A 17,179-nucleotide genomic window follows, 5' to 3' on the forward strand; every position below is an offset into this window, starting at 1 on the left:
AAACCGCACAAGAGGCTGCAACCCTTGAAACATCAGGGGTTGTGGCTTTTTAATTTGAGGTAAAATCGATTGCTGACAACATTTATAAACGGATTGTGTTATGGGCGCATGGAGGAAATCTGTTTTTGGGACAGTAAAAAAACAATTCAGCAATTTGTTCTTGTTCTTTCTTTGATGATCCTTTATAATAGCAAAAACAAATGAAAATAGTGGGAATAGGTACTTTAGAGGAAGCCATCTCTAAAGTTTAATAGGGAAACCGGTGTGAATCCGGTGCGGTCCCGCCACTGTGACAGGGGAATCAGCTAAAAAGATGATGTCACTGATCCTTGACTGGATTGGGAAGGCGGTTTAGCTGGTGAAGATCCTGGAGCCAGGAGACCTGCCTATTCTGACAACACTGCTTGACCTACGGGAGATAGGGAGGTGTTAGAAAAGTGAAGGGGTTCGTCTGTCTGATCCTGCTTATTTTCGCATTTCTAACGCTCTCTGTGAACGTTGGGAATGCTTTTTTATTATGTATGAACTCATATGGGAGGTTTGCAGAATGAGCAGGATCAAAAGCAGTAACTTAGGCTATCCGCGCATTGGGGAAAATCGCGAGTGGAAAAAGGCTCTGGAAGCGTTTTGGGCAGGAAAATTGGAAGAAGCCGATTTTCTTAAACGAATGGAACAGATTCGTCTGTCGCATCTGCAAAAGCAAAAAGATCATGGAATCGATTTGATCCCTGTGGGCGATTTTACGTTTTATGATCATATGTTGGATATGGCTGTCATGTTTGGGCTGGTACCAAAACGGTTTCGCCATGAAGGAGGAGAAGTTCCGCTTCATATTTATTTTTCGATGGCGCGAGGAAATCAGACAGCAGTTGCCTGTGAAATGACAAAATGGTTTAACACGAATTATCACTACATTGTTCCGGAATATGAGGGAGTGCAACCAACCCTGACGGAAAATAAACCTCTTAAAGCTTATCGCGAGGCAAAAGAAAAACTGGGGATTCAAGGGAAGCCGGTGATTGTCGGGCCTTATACGTTTATAAAACTTTCCAAGGGGTACGAACGCGCACAGCTGCCTGCGTTTATCTTGCAGTTGATGCCGTTGTATGTGCAAATCTTGCAGGAATTGGAGCAGGAAGGCGTTGAGTGGATTCAATTTGATGAACCGGTTCTGGTTACATCCATCAGCAAAGAAGAGATGGAAACGGTCGCATACATTTACAGGCAATTGCACGAAGCAGCCCCTCAGCTTCGCATCATGCTGCAAACTTATTTTGATTATGCCGAATGGTATCCGGAGCTGATCGATTTGCCCGTCCAAGGGATTGGGCTGGATTTTGCATACGGTTTGGAGAAGAATCTTGAATATATCAAAATGTATGGTTTTCCTGCTGACAAAGTGCTGGGGGTTGGGCTGGTTGACGGGAGAAATGTTTGGCGTTCGGATTTGCCGAAAAAATCGGAGTTGATCAGGGAAATCACCGGTTATGTTTCCCCGGACCGCATATGGCTGCAACCATCCTGCAGTTTGTTGCATGTTCCTGTCTCCGTCAAACATGAGACTTATTTGGAACCGGAAATAAAAAATGCACTCGCTTTTGCCGATGAAAAACTGGATGAAATCGCCGCTTTGGTCAAAGGGTTTAACCATGGTTTCCACACTGTTTCGGAGAGATTGGACAACAGCCGTGCGGCACTGCGTCAGTTGGCTCAATCCCCGGTGAGAAACCGTGCGGAAGTGCATCGGTCTGTCGAAAATCTGCAAACTCATCATCTGCAACGTAACCTCCCGTTTGAGGAGCGGCGAAAGAAGCAACAGGACGTATTGAAACTCCCGCTGTTGCCGACCACGACGATCGGGAGTTTTCCGCAGACTTCAGAAGTGCGGCAAGCCAGGCGAAAGTGGAGGAAGGGAGAGTGGACAGGAGAGCGTTATGATGAATTTATCCGGAAGCAAATCAAAAACTGGATCCATATTCAAGAAGAGATCGGACTCGATGTTCTGGTTCACGGGGAATTTGAACGGACCGATATGGTGGAGTTTTTTGGTGAGAAGCTGGGAGGGTTTGCCTTTACGCAGAATGGGTGGGTTCAGTCATATGGATCGCGCTGTGTAAGACCACCCATCATTTATGGTGATGTGGAGTTTCTTGAACCCATGAGTGTGAAGGAAAGTGTTTTTGCCCAATCCCTCACGGAAAAACCGGTCAAGGGAATGATTACAGGGCCCGTAACCATCTTGAATTGGTCATTCGTTCGTGATGATCTGCCGAGACAGCAAGTGGCCTGGCAGATTGCTCTGGCATTGAGAAAAGAAGTGGAAGCGTTGGAAGCTTCCGGAATAAAGATGATCCAAGTGGATGAACCAGCCCTCAGGGAGGGATTGCCGCTTAAAAAATCGTCACGGAAGGAGTATTTGGATTGGGCAGTGAAGGCATTTCGCCTAACGACTTCTTCGGTGAAAGACACGACGCAAATCCATACGCATATGTGCTACTGTGAGTTTCATGACTTTATCGACTCCATAAGCCGGTTGGATGCGGATGTGATTTCAATCGAAACATCGCGAAGCCACGGGGAATTGGTATCTGCGTTTACAGATTATGACTATGACAAAGGAATCGGACTGGGAGTATATGATATCCACAGTCCGCGAATTCCGTCCGCTGATGAAATCATTGCCATCATTGAACGCGGCCTGCAAGTTCTGGAACCTGAACTGTTCTGGGTTAATCCTGATTGCGGCTTAAAAACCCGTGGAGTTGAGGAAACCGTCGCTTCACTGAAAAATATGGTGAAAGCGACACAGATTGTCCGTAATCGTTTGTCCGAGTGCTGAACAATCTGCAGAACGGGGTAAATTCCGGAACAATGCCGGATTGGGATCAACGGAGAGGTCGGCGCAGTGGGTAATGAATCCAAGGCCATCGAACTGTTTCATGGCCTTGGATTTATTCTTTATAGTGAAAAAAATGTTTTCTTTCGAACAAAAGATGCATCCGCATTCCATTCACGCAAATGAAGGATGGCGGATGATCAAATTGCCAAGCGTTGAAAAAAACCAAAAAACGTCATTTGAAGTCCTTCCAAGTAAAATCCTGAGACAATATACCAACATGTTTTTCTTTGGCTGTCCAATTATCTTTTGTCGCCAATTCGGGTTTGCGGAAACAAGACAGGTTTTTATGATAGCCAAACACACGGCAAATTTCCGGTCTTGCCGAATAAATCCCACATCGGTCCTTTTCCAGGTCATAAAAGATACACGTTCCATAAAACCGCGGTTGTTTCTCCAATGCCAAACGTTGTTTATGTGGCATCGATCTAATTTTCTTTTTTATTATCTTAAGCTCTCGCTCTGTAACAGGAACAGGTCCGCAACATAATCCTCTGCATCCCTTGCATGGTAAGTTTTCCATATGTACCCCCTGTCTCTGTGGATTGCCGGATTGGGTTTCGTCTCGTATCCATCATAACAGGTGGTGTTTTAGTTTGTCAAATAAAATTTAATAATAACATAAAATTAGTTATTTGTCAATATTAAATGGGTGCGTGGAACGCGCTTTATTCGAAAACAAGACGTTGTTTGTGTAAACGCCGGGCAATTTTGGACATGCTCTTCCTTGTACCCCGGTAACCGTCTCCCGCGCTAAGTTTTTCTTGTCTGAATTTCAAAATCCCTTCATCTCCTTCCGGTTCAAAAAATGGATTATCATCATTCGGGAAATGCTGATGCCTCTTCTCGAGCATGATGGATCTCGGTCTGTTCAGCGCGCAGGCTGTAGGTCTGTCTCTTAGGTCAGTTGTTGGAAATTTGATTCAGTAACACGAAATGAATTCTATTTTTGCAGTTTCTTCAAGATTGTTTAATAAAACCGATTTAGAATGGAGGAGATTAAACAAATCAGTGATAGGAGAGGGAAAAGTTGAACAGAAAATTGATCGCAACGGCTGCGCTGTCCATGAATGATATGCCTTACATCGGTCAGGTTCACACTTCTTCAGCCAGTGTGGTGACGGATTCGGCCGCTGCCGCAACGGCAATGGCATCCGGGGTAAAAACTTACAATGGGGCCATCGGAGTGGATGTCAATCACCAGCCGGTGGAAACTGTTTTGGAACGGGCGAAAAAGGCAGGCAAATCAACCGGTTTGGTTACAACCAGCCAGATTACCGATGCCACGCCGGCAGCCTTTGGAGCACATGTCTCCGATCGTTCCTTGCAGAGCGAGATCGGCAAACAGTACCTTGAAAACAGCAAAGTCGACGTTCTCCTTGGCGGTGGGGAAGATTATTGGTACCCGGCGGGAAATCCCGGCGCTTATCCTGATCATCCGGCGGAAGGCCAAAGTGAAGCGAGCAAAGGGACAAAGGGGAATCTTGTTGAAGAAGCGAAGCGGCTCGGTTATGACTATGTTACCAATGCAGAGCAATTAAAAAGAGCGGATGGTGACAAACTGCTTGGGCTTTTTGCGAATGAAGAAATGTTCAAACAGCTTCCTGAAGGCGATGGCGATCAGTATGCCCCGGTTGTTTCCCTCCCTGAAATGACGAAAAAAGCGATCGATACCTTGTCCAAAAACAAAAAAGGTTTTTTCCTGATGGTCGAAGAGGAAGCGATTGATGAGATGGGGCACCAAAATAACGCGACACGAATGATCAAAGCAGGACAACAGCTGGACAAGTCAGTTGCCCTGGCAAAGGAATATGCCAAAAAACATCCGGATACTTTAGTCATCGTCCTCGCTGATCATGAAACCGGCGGCTTGGCTGTGGAAGAGGCGGACAGCAAAGATGAGTCTGGTGACGAAAAATCCATATCCGGAGAAGACGGGCCTTTCGATGTAGCCCATTCTGACCAGAAGTTTTTTGCTGATTGGACAACCACGGGGCATACGGCTGTTGATGTTCCGTTGACGGCAGCAGGATGTGGCGGCCGGCTGTTTATGGGGGTTTATGAAAACACGCGAATCCATGAAGCCCTGATTCAGGCCATGGGTTTATCAAGAAAAGAATAAGGACATACCCGTGAAAAATGAAGTCGAAGGAGCCGGGCATGGCTCCTTCTTTTTTCCATATTCCTACCGGTAATTTTTCACTTTCAGTTGTTCCAAGCTCTTAAATTGGTACCCCTGCTTTCTGGCATCATCGATGATTTTGCTCAATGCCTCGGCATTGTCCTTAGAGACGGTATGCAGCAGAATCACAGCCCCGGGATGGAGTTGGGACATTACATTCTCATAAGCATATTTCCAGCCTTTTTGCCTTTTGGGATCCCAATCCTTGTAAGCGACGGACCAGAAAACGTTCGTATAGCCAAGTTTGCCGCTGACAGCCAGGGATTGCTCGCTGAAAATCCCCCGGGGCGGTCGGAGGAAATGCATATCTTTCGTACCGGTTATACGGGTGACCTCGTCTTTCACTTGGGTCAGCTCGTTTTTGATCGTGTCGGCCGAAACCCGGGTCAGGTCCGGATGATTCCATGAATGATTGCCAATCACATGTCCTTCTTTAACCATTCGTTTGATCAATTCGGGCTGGTCTTTGACATAATGACCCGTAACAAAAAAGGCCGCAGGAACCTTTTTTTCTTTGAGAATGTCGAGGATTTTGCCGGTATATCCATTTTCATATCCGTTATCAAAGGTGAGATACAGCTCTTTTTTATGAGAATCCCCGAGGAAAATGGCCCCATGCTCTTTCAGGATCTCCATGAATCCTTCCTGGGCGATGGAAGGAAGCTGGCCGTTTTTGCTCTTTTTAAACCCGAAGTGATACGGTTTTGCTTCATGTGCCTTGGCGTCAAGGGGAACAATTAACAGACAGATGATGGCGAATACAAGGCCAAACAATCGCACTTGTTTCATGTTGGTTTTCACTCCTTTCCTTTTGATGGCTCCTGAATTTGGCTAGGGGTAATATCTCTCGCTCAGCGGACAGTTATCCATCCATATATAGGATATTGGATGGATGCATAAAAAAACCGGGAGGCCCCGGTTTAAAAATAGCTGTACAGATCCCACTCATAACTGAACGACCGAGCGCGGACGTAGTTTCGGCAATCTCTGGCGCAGTTCGTGCACACCTCGGCGCAGTGGCGGGATTCCGGATCGGAGAATTTCCGGCACTCCCTGGCGCATCTTTCGCAGATTGAAGCACAGCGCTCCGCTTCTTGTCTTGCTTCCGGACGATTTCTGATAAGTAACAGGTGTAAATGTCTGCAGGAAAAGGCACAATCCTGCAACAGGCGGATTTGTCTCATTCTCCGGTGCACGTCCTGCCGGTGCCAAAGGGTATGGGCCAGCTGTTCACAGGTTCGTGCACATTGTTCGGCCGTCCGGGCCAATTCGGTACGACGTGGCATCATGATTCCTCCATTTCCTCTGCTGATGTCCCTAATTAAGCTATTCGTCATGAACACAAAAGGATATGGCCGTTTTTCCCATGTTCAGGGATTTATTGCAATGGCCTGCTGTCCGGTTACAGATGAGACAGTCTCTTTTGTGAAGAACCGGGCATACATTGAAGAAAGGATCAGAGGGGTAAAAAGGGGAATATTATGAATAGGAAGCGACGTGGCACTTTTACGGAAGTGCACCATGAAGTGCATCATGAAGTTCATAATGAACGCCATTATGAAGGTGTTGATCCCGGTTGGTTTAAAATAGGAAAACCGTTTCCGGAAATGGGGCCCGCTCCTCCGCAGCACGATCCGGGCAGGATGGTTCTGGTCTATCTGGATCTGGAAGAGGAGCTGCTGGCTGCTGCCGGTCCGGTGGCACATTCCGGATTGATGAAACGGATGATTGCGCTTGGCCGGCTGGCGGGGATTTTTCAGATGCCGGCGTTGATATCTTTGCTGAGGACGGAGAAGGGAAGCAGGAGAGGGGTGCTGGAGCAAAAATTGCACAGCCTCTTTCCGGCAGTGCCGATTCTTCCGAGAACAGAGACCAATGCCTGGGAGCATTGTGATTTTGTTGGGGCAATCAGGCAGACGAAGTGCAAAAGTCTGATTTTGGCCGGGATAGGACTCGATCCGGCCGCCGTCTTTACCGCGCTCACGGCAGTATCACAGGGATACCAGGTGTTTATGGTGATTGGAGAAGAAGAGGAGAAAACGGTTGTGACGGAATCCGTCATTCAGCAGATGATCTTGGCGGGAGTATGTCTGATCAGCTGGAAAACTTTGGCGTTTGTTTTGCAAAGAGATTGGTGTTTGCCCACTTCGTCTTCTGTACTGGACCTTTTTTCGGAATTCGAATGAGTTTTGATATTATTTTTGGAGGAAAGAAAGAAATGGTGTAGAATATAACCATTTCCCGTTTTAAAAAATTACATGGATTTAATGCAAGCACCGTCCAATCCCGGTGCTTTTTACTGTTCTTGGAAGGATGTGAATCGGTTGGATACCCCTTTTAATGAGGAGAAGAAAAAATTGGCAGATGTATTGAAAAAAGTGGAACAGCAACAAAAAACACTGGATGGAATCCCCCGTTATTATGGGAAGGATCCTGTGGAACAAGCGCTGGACGCTCAGCGGCAAAAACAAAGGCAAAATCTGGACATTGCCAAAAAGGAACCTTATTTCGGACGGTTTGATTTTCAGGAGCAGCAAACAAGCCGGGTGGTTCCCATTTATATTGGCAAAGTGGGACTTCAAGACGAGGATACTGGCGATTTGCTGGTGGTTGATTGGCGGGCGCCGGTTTCGAGCATGTTTTATTCTTTTTCCGGACAGAGTGATCGGGCTTATTATGATTCTCCCGATGGACGCATTGAAGGAACAGTCCATTTGAAACGGAATATCGCCATTCGAAATCAGCAGTTGGAGCGGGTCGTCGACAGTTATGTGCGCGGTGCGGAAAATGTGAACGTGACTGATGAATTTTTGCTTTATCGTCTGGAGGAAAATAAAGATCACCGCCTGCGGGACATTGTGTCGACGATTCAGTATGAACAGGATCAGATTATTCGCGCGGAGCGTAACCGGGCCATCATCATTCAGGGTGTACCCGGCAGCGGGAAAACGACGGTCGCGCTTCATCGGCTCGCTTATCTACTCTACCGCTACCAGGAAAAGATCCGCCCGGAGAAAATGATTATATTTGCTCCAAACCAAATGTTTATTGATTATATTTCCGATGTACTGCCGGAACTGGGAGTGGGGGATGTAAAACAAACCACATTTGCCGACTGGGCTTTGGAACAATTGGAAGAGCAAGTGGAGTTGCGAAGTCAGGATGAACGGTTGGAATGGTGGTTTGAGCAGCGAACGGAGGGGACAAAGGGCAGTGAGGTTGCCCGTTTCAAAGGAAGCATCCGTTTTATGCAACTGGTGGAAAAACGACTGGATGAGTATGAGGCGTCCTTTGTGCCAGACCGTCCGTTTGTGGCCTGGGAGAACAAGCATCTGCCGGCTGAAGAAATTCAAAAATGGTTTTATGAGGAATATCGGCATGAGCCGCTGATGAAGCGCAAAGAGCGGGTGATGGCCCGGATCAAACGCTGGTTGGAAACGGAATATAAAGAAATCCGCCATCTTGATCCGCGCAGAGAGATAAAAAAGAAAGCATCCGCCCGGTTGCGCAGCTTTATGAAAACATGGCCGAATCACACTCCCTTGAAATGGTATCAGCAGCTGCTGCGATCTTTGCCGGCGGAATACGGGATGGTGGCCGGGAAAAAGAAAGAAATCGAATGGGAAGACTTGGCCCCGCTCGTGGCAATTAAGCACCGCTTTTTCGGACTGGATGCCAAGGAAGTGTATGATCACATTGTTTTGGATGAGGCGCAAGACGTATCGCCTTATCAACTGGCGATCTTAAAAAAGCACTGCCGGGGAAATTCTTTTACAATTTTGGGCGACTTGTTGCAAAACATTTATTCCTTTCGCGGGATTACAGAGTGGCGTGAATTGGCTGAGGTGTTCGATCAGGATCAGGTTCGGAAATTTGAGCTGAATACAAGTTATCGCTCCACGATGGAGATCATACGCTTTGCCAATCAGATTGTGAGCAAATATGCAGGGGATGTCGCTCTGGCCAAACCTGTTTACCGCAGCGGGGAACCCGTCCGTGTGATTCACGCCGGCAGGGAGGAGAGGCTGGAGAAGCTTTTGCAATTGCTCCGGCAAACGTTTGCCAAAGTTCAATCGCTGGCGATTATCATGCGAACGGAAGAAGAAAGCAGAAAAATATATGAACAATTGTTGGCGAACGGATGGCAGCCCAACCTGATCCTCTCCGGTCAAACTGAGTATCGGGGCGGCCTTTCCATCCTGCCCGTTTATTTGAGCAAAGGGATGGAATTTGATGCGGTGGTGATGATGGACCTTGATGATCAACATTATCCTGATGACGAATTAAACGCAAAGTTGCTGTTTGTCGGGTGTACACGGGCCCTGCATCAGCTTTATTTGCTCTGCAACGATCCTTGTTCGCCGCTCATCGGCCGTTCGTTGGCCGATGCTGTACAGGAAGGGGCAGTTGAAGGCCTTTTGTCTTCAGTTGATTGAACCGTCTATTTTTCCTGGCGGGGTGAGAAAATCATGCAGAGTGGCGGGGCCAAAAAACGGGCTGACGGTTTCTTTCAGTTGGAAATCGTCAGCCCTGTCGATGACGCGCCAAGGTGTTCTTAATACCGATGCGGCGGTCGATAAATATATTGAAGAAACCATTGCAGGGGATTCGGCATCGAACGGGTCGGACCAGTTCCGAGCCCCGGCGGTGAAGGTTGTTGCGGTCTGGCTGGCATGGGGGATGGGTACGATGGCCTGGTCGGGGAAGGTCCTCCCGGTCCGGGTTGCGAAGGTTGCCGTGGCATCATCGGGTATGGCGTCAGCGGCTGAGACGGGGTGGTTGGTTGTCCGGGCTGCATCGGTTGTTGAGGCCGGCTCGGAGGAAACGGAAATGGCTGTTGCTGGAGATGGGCATAGGGGTGGTCAAATTCTCCCCTTTGTTTGTGGTGCATAGTCTTCATTCCTTTCGCACTGACAATTGGGATACAATATATGTATTCGTTATATGTAGTCTTTGGCACAGCCGTATGGATGATTGCCCAGGAAGGAGAAAAGCGGGGGAATATTGCTCACGCATCGCATTTGCATGTTTTGAGGTGGTTCAGCCGGAGGACACCGGGCTGTGCTGCGTTTTTCGGCAGTGATTCCCGGTGAAGAGGCGGATTTCTGAAGAAGGGAATGGGTTTTTTTCCTTGAGGGTGATCTAAAGAAGGCGAAGGAAAGAAACGGAGCGGGCTTGTTTTCTATCCGGGCTTTGGTTACTGCCCGGAATTTTGCCGGCGTATCCCGGATCTTGCGATGGCCGGCTCCAAGAGGGGAGAAGCGGATCAAAGTGGGGAAAAGCGTAAACTTTGATGATATTGTGCAAGCAGCGCAGAATCTGGACGGGATTGCAAACCGGACTCCGGTCATGACTTCCCGTTCATTTAATGAGTGGACGGGGTACGAAGTTTATTTCAAATGCGAACATTTTCAGCGCGGCGGAGCCTTTAAGTTTCGCGGGGCTTACCATGCTGTCAGCGGACTGGACGACGATGACAAAAAAAGGGGCGTTATCGCTTTTTCTTCCGGAAATCACGCCCAGGGGATTGCGCTGGCCGCCAAAATTCTGGGGATTGAGACGGTCATCGTCATGCCTCAGGATACCCCCGGGGTAAAAGTGGAAGCAACCCGGGGCTATGGGGCGGAGATCGTTTTTTATGACCGGTGGAAAGAAGATCGCGAACAGGTTGCCAAGAGGTGGATGGAGCAAAAGAGAATGGTCTTGATTCCCCCTTTTGATCATCCGCGCGTGATCGCCGGGGCAGGGACGGCTGCATTGGAGCTTTTGAGAGAAGTACCGGAATTGGATGGAATCATGACCCCGGTTGGCGGGGGCGGATTAATTTCCGGGACGGCCATTGCCGCGCATGGAGTGAATCCGTCGATTCGCATCGTCGGAGCCGAACCCGCCAAGGCAAATGATGCAGCCTTATCCTTGGCAAAAGGAGAGCGGGTAACCATCGACTCACCCGATACGATCGCGGACGGACTGCGAACCACTTCACTCGGGACATTGACGTTTCCCGTCATCCAAAATCATGTTTCCGAAATCGTCACGGTGACGGAAGAGGAGATTATCGAGGCGATGCGCTATATTTTTACTCGCTTCAAGTGGGTGGTGGAGCCGTCAGGAGCCGTAACGGTGGCCGCCTTGTTGGCAGGGAAAGTTCCCTTTGCATGCGGGCAGAAAATCGGTGTCATCATCAGCGGGGGGAATCTGGACCCCGGCTTGTGGGCGAAAATCAGCGGAAAGTGGGATATATAGCGGAGCCAAAGAGGATGGCGCGGAAAAGAAAGGCCCCGGAAGGCGGCATGTTAATCATGTTCGGGATTCTTCCGGGGTTTTGTCATGGTTTTTTTGAGAGACCAGCCGAACAGCAACAACATTGCGGCCAGACAAACGGCAATCAGCATATAGCGGTGAATGGCCGCCAGCAAAAACAGCCAATCCCGTCCGAGCAACAGGCCCAAAGAAAGAAACAGGGTGATCCAGAAGCCGGCGCCGATGATGGCAAACAGGAGAAAACGGGGGTAGGATAAACGGCTGAAACCGGAAAAGTAAGCGATCACGTGACGCAAACCGGGAATGAAGTAACTGGCGCTGATCGTCCATTTTCCGTACCGTTCAAACCATGTATGTGCCTTTCCCAATCGCTCCGGGGTGATGCCAAACCAACGGCCGAATCTTTTGACTAAGGTCTTGGTTAAAGCCCGGCCGATCCAGTAGCTGAAAGACATCCCCGTTACGCTGCCTGCATAGCTGGTCAGCGCGCTCGGGATCAACGCCAGTTTTTTTTCTGTGACCAAAATGCCGATGAGTGTGAGCAATACTTCATCCGGCACGGGCAGCCCGATCAACCCGAACATAAAGAGGCTGAAGATGCCGATATATTTGTAATGCAGGAGCAAGTGAATAAGTGCTTTGTGTTCCAAAGGAATCCCTTCTGTCAGGTGGTTTGTCAACTGATTTGAGGCAATGTTACAGAAGCAACATGCTGGCAATCGGATTTGATACTCCTCCCCTTTATTTTTTCCTTTTTTTCTTGCTGTGAAAACAGCAGATATAATGATCAAATTCAAGTGCGTTGATTATTGACATAGACCACTTCAGCGGAGACAAAGGCCGCTCGCTTTCATGAATACCTCCATCACATGCTTGCATTAAATCATTTACAGATGAGAATTTATCTCATATAATGTAAATGAATTGATAATGATTATCATTATTTTACTGGGGTGAGAACCATTTTACTCACGGAAATCAAACAGGGAGATCGTGTACGGATTATCGATACAGCGAATGTAAATCCGATTGTGCAACAGCGTTTGGTCGATTTGGACATTATGGAAGGCTCCGTTGTTTCGGTTAAACGGATTTTGCCGTTTCGGGGGCCGATCGCAATCGAGATCGATGGTCAATGCATTGGCATCCGGCGTCAGGAAGCTCTGGGCATTCAAGTGGAACGCATATGATCAACATTGCGTTGGCCGGTAACCCAAATACGGGGAAAACGTCCCTGTTTAATATCCTGACCGGTTCATACGAATATATCGGCAACTGGGCCGGAGTGACCGTCGAAAAGAAAGTGGGTACCCTGAAAAACAAGCAAGGCACCTTAATCGACCTTCCCGGAATTTATTCGCTCAATCCTGTATCACGCGATGAGAGCGTGGCGACGCACTTTTTGCTACATGATGAATTTTCCTTGATATTAAATATTGTCGATGCTTCACAGTTAAAACGAAATTTGTATTTAACCATCCAATTGCTGGAGTATGGAAAACCGGTTTTGATCGGGCTTAATATGATCGATGTGGCCCAAAAACGGGGGAGCCTGATTGAGGCGGAGCGTTTGGGAGAACAGCTCGGCTGTCAGGTGGTTCCCATTGTCGCCCGCACCGGCAAAGGTTGCGCCGAATTGGCCGGCCGATTGTCGGAAAGTGCCAAAGAAAACAAAGAGCCTTTGCATCTGGATTACGGTTTGCCTTTGGAACGAGCCATGCGCGAGTTGTGTTCAAAGATTCCGGACGGGCTGTCATTGCCTTCAAAGCGCTGGCTTGCCCTGCAATTTTTTGAAGGCAACCAGACGGTGAAAGGGCTGTTAACCAAATACATTTCCGAAGAAGACTTGAAGCGTTTGTTTGAACAGGCAGAACGTGAGGTGTGCGCCGAAGCGTCTGTAAAATCGCTTCAGCAGCATATACACCGGGTGCGCAGCCGCTTTATCCAATCCGTTTTGGAAAGCTGTGTGACCCGGGCCAAGGAAGTTGGCGTCACCTTCACTGATCGCCTTGATCAGATTGTGACGAACCGCTTTCTGGGCATTCCTGTTTTCTTGCTGTTTATGTACTTGATGTTTAAGCTTACTTTTGATTGGCTCGGCACACCATTGTCCGACTTGCTTGATGAATGGATCAATGGTCCGCTCGCTGACACCCTGACGCAGTTATTGACACAAATCGGGGCGTCGGAATTTATGAAGGCTGTCGTGATTCAGGGAATTGTGGCCGGAGTCGGCGGCGTTCTCGTCTTTGTTCCGCAAATTTTTATCCTGTTTTTGCTCATTTCCTTTATTGAGGATTCAGGATATATGGCGCGTGTGACGATGGTGATGGACAAATTGATGGAAGCGGTGGGCCTCAACGGCAAAGCTTTTATTCCGATGATTATCGGCTTCGGCTGTAATGTGCCGGGAGTGATGGCCGCCCGCACCATCGAGCAGCCAAAAGAGCGGTTGCTGACCATCATCCTGACCCCTTTGATGTCCTGTTCAGCACGGTTGACGGTTTACAGTCTGTTTGTGGGAACTTTTTTTAAAGAACATCAGGCGCTGATCGTCCTGTCCCTCTATGTGTTGGGGGTGGTTGTGGCTTTGATTTTGGCCAAACTGTTCTCAACCGGCCTGATGGATGACGGAGAATCGATTTTTGTCGTGGAGTTGCCGCCCTATCGGGTTCCGCAGTGGCTCACGTTAATGCGGAGCACCTGGGAAAAGGGAAAAGGTTTTATGAGAAAAGCGGGGACGTTTATCTTTGGGGGTTCCGTTGCCATCTGGCTGTTGGGGTATGCGGGACCCGGTGGGTTCGGAGTCGAGATGAACCAGAGCTTTTTGGCCAAAATCGGAGGAATCCTCGCTCCGCTTTTGGCCCCGCTCGGATTTGGCAATTGGCAGGCGGGAGCATCCTTGCTTACCGGTTTCCTGGCCAAAGAGGTCGTTGTGTCGACCATGAACATCATTTACGCGACTTCGGGTGATGCCGGCCTGGGGCAAATCATTTCGCACTTTTTCACCCCGCTGCAGGCATACAGCTTTATGGCCTTTATCCTCCTCTATATTCCGTGTCTGGCGACTGTGGCCGTCATCAAAAAGGAAACCGGATCGGCGAAATGGACCTGGTTCTCCGTCGGATATGCGCTGGCGGTCGCCTACGTGATCTCGCTGATCATTTATCAGGGGGGCAAATGGTTGGGATTTCAATGAAAAGGGGGAGAGAGGATGCTGGTGGACATTTTGCTCGGTCTCATCATTTTCGGTTATGCCGCCTTCACTTTGTTCCGTTTTGTCAAAAGGAGCAAGCTGGGGAAATGTCAGGCCTGTTCGATGAAAAAATCATGCTCCAGTCCGTGTGCCGACCTTAAAACCGACCCATCAAAACTGACATAAGGACAAGGCAAAAGAACAGCTTTGAGAGTTTCGCCTCTCCGGCTGTTCTTTTTTTGCGGGTTGTTCGGACCGGGCCGCGCGATCTCTTTGTTCCCGGCTTTTCTGATATTGATCATGGTATCTCCGCATCATTTCATGAGACCCCAAAAGGCGATGGCCAGGATAAACCGGTAAATGGAGAAAGGCGTCAATTTCAGCCGGCTGATCAGTCGAAGGAAAAACCGGATCGAAATCAGGGCAAAGACAAACGCAGTGACAAACCCGGCTATAAAGAGAGGAAGGTCGCTGGCGTGAAGAAGCTCCCAGTTATCCAGAAGGTCTTTTACGGTAGCGGCCACCATCATCGGAACAGCCAGGATAAAGGTGAATTCCGATGCCGTCTGATGATTCATTCCCGCCAGCAATCCACCTGAAATGGTCGAACCGGAACGCGAGAAACCGGGCCACAGAGCAAGGCATTGAAACAAGCCGACAATAAACGCCTGGCTGTAGGTTACCTGATCCAAGTTTGCAGCAGAGGGGGGCGCTTTGCGAAATGCCTCAGCTAGGATCATCAGAATCCCACCGAGGATTAAAGCCCAGATCACCGTTTGCGCTGTAAACAGCTTCTCTTTTATGTAGTTGTGAAACAAGAGTCCGAGGAGACAGGCCGGAAACATTCCGAGGAGGATATGAACGGGATTCAAGTGCGCGCTTTTTTCCTGCCCGGGGGTGCGATAGAGCCCAACCAGGCTCAGCAGGCGTTTCCAAAAAAAGACAACGACAGCCGAGATCGAACCGAGTTGGATCACCACCTCAAACGTCGTAGCCCGGACGGTTCCTTCAAATCCCAGCAGATGACCGGCGAGTATCATGTGTCCGGTGGAGGAGACAGGGGCGAATTCCGTCAAGCCTTCCACCATGCCCAAAATCGATCCGATTAAAATATCCATTAATTTTCACTCCGCCTTTCTCGGGATGAATAAATCAGGTTGCAGCTGATCACAGGATTTTAACCTGACGGAAAAAGTAAATGTCCACATGTATGGTATGCCCTCTTTGGATGATTACGGTTATGGTTTTTTACCCGGATGATCAGGGGGATCATCCATTAAAATGGAAATTTCTGTTTTCCATTATTCTTTCAAATAATTTTTTGATGTGGTTGGTGAAAAAGCTGTTAAAATGGATTTATTCCAAAAGGCAAAAGCGGAAAGGAGGCTTTTCTTTGCGTAAGAGTATTTTGTTTACCGGCGGCGGGACTGCAGGGCATGTCACCGTCAATCTGGCGTTGATTCCGCACTTTTTGCGGGAAGGTTGGGAAGTGGAATACATAGGATCTGAAAACGGGATTGAAAAGCAGTTGATCGCCGGGCTGGATCAGGTCCGGTACCATGCGATTTCCACCGGTAAGCTGCGCCGTTACTTTGACTGGAACAATTTTAAAGATCCGTTTCGCGTCTTAAAAGGGATTTTTCAGGCTTACCGGCTGATCAGACGGCAAAAGCCCGGGCTTATTTTCTCCAAGGGAGGATTTGTTTCCGTCCCTGTTGTAATCGGCGGTTGGTTGAATCGGGTTCCGGTGATCATCCATGAATCCGATTTAACTCCGGGTCTGGCCAACAAATTGGCGACCCCGTTTGCCTCGAAGGTGATTACGACCTTTCCGGAAACGACCCGCTATTTCAAGTCGGATCGCGCCGAATATGTGGGAGCCGTGATCCGTGAAGAGCTGAAACAAGGAGATCGCGAACAGGGATTGGCGATCTGCCGGTTTTCGCCGAATAAACCCGTTTTGCTTATCATGGGAGGAAGTCTTGGTGCCAAGCGGATTAATGAAGCGGTAAGGGAAAATCTGGTTTCACTGCTGGAACAATTTCAAATTGTCCATATTTGCGGTAAAGGGCAAGTTGACAGTTCGCTGCAATTTGAGGGTTATAAGCAGTTTGAGTACGTTTCTGACGAATTGCCGCATCTCATGAATATGGCCGATCTGGTCATTTCCCGCGCCGGTTCCAATTCGATCTTTGAATTTTTGGCCCTGAGAAAACCGATGCTCTTGATTCCGCTTTCAAAAGCAGCGAGCCGCGGGGATCAGATCCTGAACGCAGAGTCATTTAAAAAGATGGGATATTGCGACGTGCTGCAGGAAGAAGAAATGACGGCGGAAACTTTTTTAAATGCAGTATTTCGCCTGTTTGACCGGAGGGCGGAAGTGGTTGCGCAAATGGAAAAAAATGAGGGTGAAGATCCGCGCGACAAAGTGATCCGGATGATTGAGGAACTGGCAAAGGCTTAAGAGCGCCGTGTTCCGGCAACAGGACAAACCGACACTTCTTGGTCAAACCAGTGAGCACCTGCCTCCTTTCTGGGGAGAACAGGTGCTTTTGCATGCAAAAAAAAGAGGACGACTGGCGTCCTCAAAACCGGGGAACATCGTTTCCGTTTGAGATAGCTTGGACAAGGAGTGCAAATG

At 48.6% G+C, this 17,179-nt stretch carries 15 protein-coding genes and 1 riboswitch; of the genes, 10 read left to right on the plus strand and 5 right to left on the minus strand.

Features of this window, described 5'->3' with window-relative positions; all coding sequences use genetic code 11:
• The first annotated feature begins 200 nt into the window (after window positions 1-200).
• Window positions 201-404, plus strand: a riboswitch (cobalamin riboswitch).
• A 143-nt stretch (window positions 405-547) separates the two neighbouring features.
• Window positions 548-2,839 carry a 5-methyltetrahydropteroyltriglutamate--homocysteine S-methyltransferase gene (metE, locus tag I8U18_RS09130; protein ID WP_181735403.1) on the plus strand — a complete coding sequence of 764 codons (2,292 nt, stop codon included), beginning with the start codon at window positions 548-550 and terminating at the stop codon, window positions 2,837-2,839.
• 232 nt (window positions 2,840-3,071) lie between these two features.
• Here metE and I8U18_RS09135 read toward each other — a convergent pair whose 3' ends face one another.
• Window positions 3,072-3,419 carry a YkgJ family cysteine cluster protein gene (locus I8U18_RS09135; protein ID WP_033099636.1) on the minus strand — a complete coding sequence of 116 codons (348 nt, stop codon included), beginning with the start codon at window positions 3,417-3,419 and terminating at the stop codon, window positions 3,072-3,074.
• A gap of 507 nt (window positions 3,420-3,926) precedes the next feature.
• Between I8U18_RS09135 and I8U18_RS09140 the strand changes: the two genes are divergently transcribed.
• Entirely contained in the window at window positions 3,927-5,018 is a 1,092-nt protein-coding gene (locus I8U18_RS09140) for an alkaline phosphatase (RefSeq protein ID WP_255517832.1), read from the plus strand.
• A gap of 63 nt (window positions 5,019-5,081) precedes the next feature.
• Here the strand turns inward: I8U18_RS09140 and pdaA are convergent, their stop codons facing one another.
• Together pdaA and I8U18_RS09150 are read right to left on the minus strand one after the other, a co-directional pair.
• Entirely contained in the window at window positions 5,082-5,867 is a 786-nt protein-coding gene (gene pdaA / locus I8U18_RS09145) for a delta-lactam-biosynthetic de-N-acetylase (protein WP_198055744.1), read from the minus strand.
• Between the two features lie 131 nt (window positions 5,868-5,998).
• Complete coding sequence (locus I8U18_RS09150; RefSeq protein WP_198055745.1) at window positions 5,999-6,364, minus strand: four-helix bundle copper-binding protein; 366 nt, start codon at window positions 6,362-6,364, stop codon at window positions 5,999-6,001.
• Window positions 6,365-6,559: 195 nt separating this feature from the next.
• On the opposite strand from I8U18_RS09150, the gene I8U18_RS09155 reads away from it, so the two are divergent.
• The 4 genes from I8U18_RS09155 to I8U18_RS09170 all read left to right on the plus strand — a co-directional run bounded on the left by I8U18_RS09155 (window position 6,560) and on the right by I8U18_RS09170 (window position 11,324).
• Window positions 6,560-7,264 (plus strand): cysteine hydrolase family protein, encoded by a 705-nt coding sequence (locus I8U18_RS09155; RefSeq protein WP_198055746.1) that lies wholly within the window; start codon window positions 6,560-6,562, stop codon window positions 7,262-7,264.
• A gap of 138 nt (window positions 7,265-7,402) precedes the next feature.
• Window positions 7,403-9,514, plus strand: coding sequence for a HelD family protein (locus tag I8U18_RS09160; protein WP_198064703.1), 2,112 nt, complete (start codon window positions 7,403-7,405; stop codon window positions 9,512-9,514).
• Entirely contained in the window at window positions 9,486-9,971 is a 486-nt protein-coding gene (locus tag I8U18_RS09165) for a hypothetical protein (RefSeq protein WP_198055748.1), read from the plus strand. The genes I8U18_RS09160 and I8U18_RS09165 overlap by 29 nt, the downstream gene beginning before the upstream one ends.
• 378 nt (window positions 9,972-10,349) lie before the next feature.
• Window positions 10,350-11,324, plus strand: coding sequence for a pyridoxal-phosphate dependent enzyme (locus tag I8U18_RS09170; protein ID WP_198055749.1), 975 nt, complete (start codon window positions 10,350-10,352; stop codon window positions 11,322-11,324).
• A gap of 50 nt (window positions 11,325-11,374) precedes the next feature.
• Here I8U18_RS09170 and I8U18_RS09175 read toward each other — a convergent pair whose 3' ends face one another.
• Entirely contained in the window at window positions 11,375-11,992 is a 618-nt protein-coding gene (locus tag I8U18_RS09175; RefSeq protein ID WP_152568464.1) for a DedA family protein, read from the minus strand.
• A gap of 303 nt (window positions 11,993-12,295) precedes the next feature.
• Here I8U18_RS09175 and I8U18_RS09180 point away from each other — a divergent pair, with 303 nt between their 5' ends.
• The 3 genes from I8U18_RS09180 to I8U18_RS09190 are packed head-to-tail and all read left to right on the plus strand — an operon-like array spanning window position 12,296 to window position 14,724.
• Window positions 12,296-12,532 carry a FeoA family protein gene (locus tag I8U18_RS09180; RefSeq protein WP_235281589.1) on the plus strand — a complete coding sequence of 79 codons (237 nt, stop codon included), beginning with the start codon at window positions 12,296-12,298 and terminating at the stop codon, window positions 12,530-12,532.
• Window positions 12,529-14,541, plus strand: coding sequence for a ferrous iron transport protein B (gene feoB / locus I8U18_RS09185; protein WP_198055750.1), 2,013 nt, complete (start codon window positions 12,529-12,531; stop codon window positions 14,539-14,541). The genes I8U18_RS09180 and feoB overlap by 4 nt, the downstream gene beginning before the upstream one ends.
• Before the next feature lie 15 nt (window positions 14,542-14,556).
• A complete protein-coding gene (locus tag I8U18_RS09190) occupies window positions 14,557-14,724 on the plus strand; it encodes a FeoB-associated Cys-rich membrane protein (RefSeq protein ID WP_081943679.1) in 168 nt (55 codons plus the stop codon).
• A gap of 128 nt (window positions 14,725-14,852) precedes the next feature.
• Here I8U18_RS09190 and bacA read toward each other — a convergent pair whose 3' ends face one another.
• Window positions 14,853-15,656: an undecaprenyl-diphosphate phosphatase gene (gene bacA / locus I8U18_RS09195; protein WP_033099645.1), complete on the minus strand. Its 804-nt coding sequence runs from the start codon at window positions 15,654-15,656 to the stop codon at window positions 14,853-14,855.
• A gap of 275 nt (window positions 15,657-15,931) precedes the next feature.
• On the opposite strand from bacA, the gene I8U18_RS09200 reads away from it, so the two are divergent.
• Window positions 15,932-17,002 carry an undecaprenyldiphospho-muramoylpentapeptide beta-N-acetylglucosaminyltransferase gene (locus I8U18_RS09200; protein ID WP_033099721.1) on the plus strand — a complete coding sequence of 357 codons (1,071 nt, stop codon included), beginning with the start codon at window positions 15,932-15,934 and terminating at the stop codon, window positions 17,000-17,002.
• Window positions 17,003-17,179: the final 177 nt, after the last annotated feature.

It is taken from the genome of Thermoactinomyces sp. CICC 10522 (assembly GCF_016055075.1).
GTDB lineage: Bacteria > Bacillota > Bacilli > Thermoactinomycetales > Thermoactinomycetaceae > Thermoactinomyces_A > Thermoactinomyces_A daqus.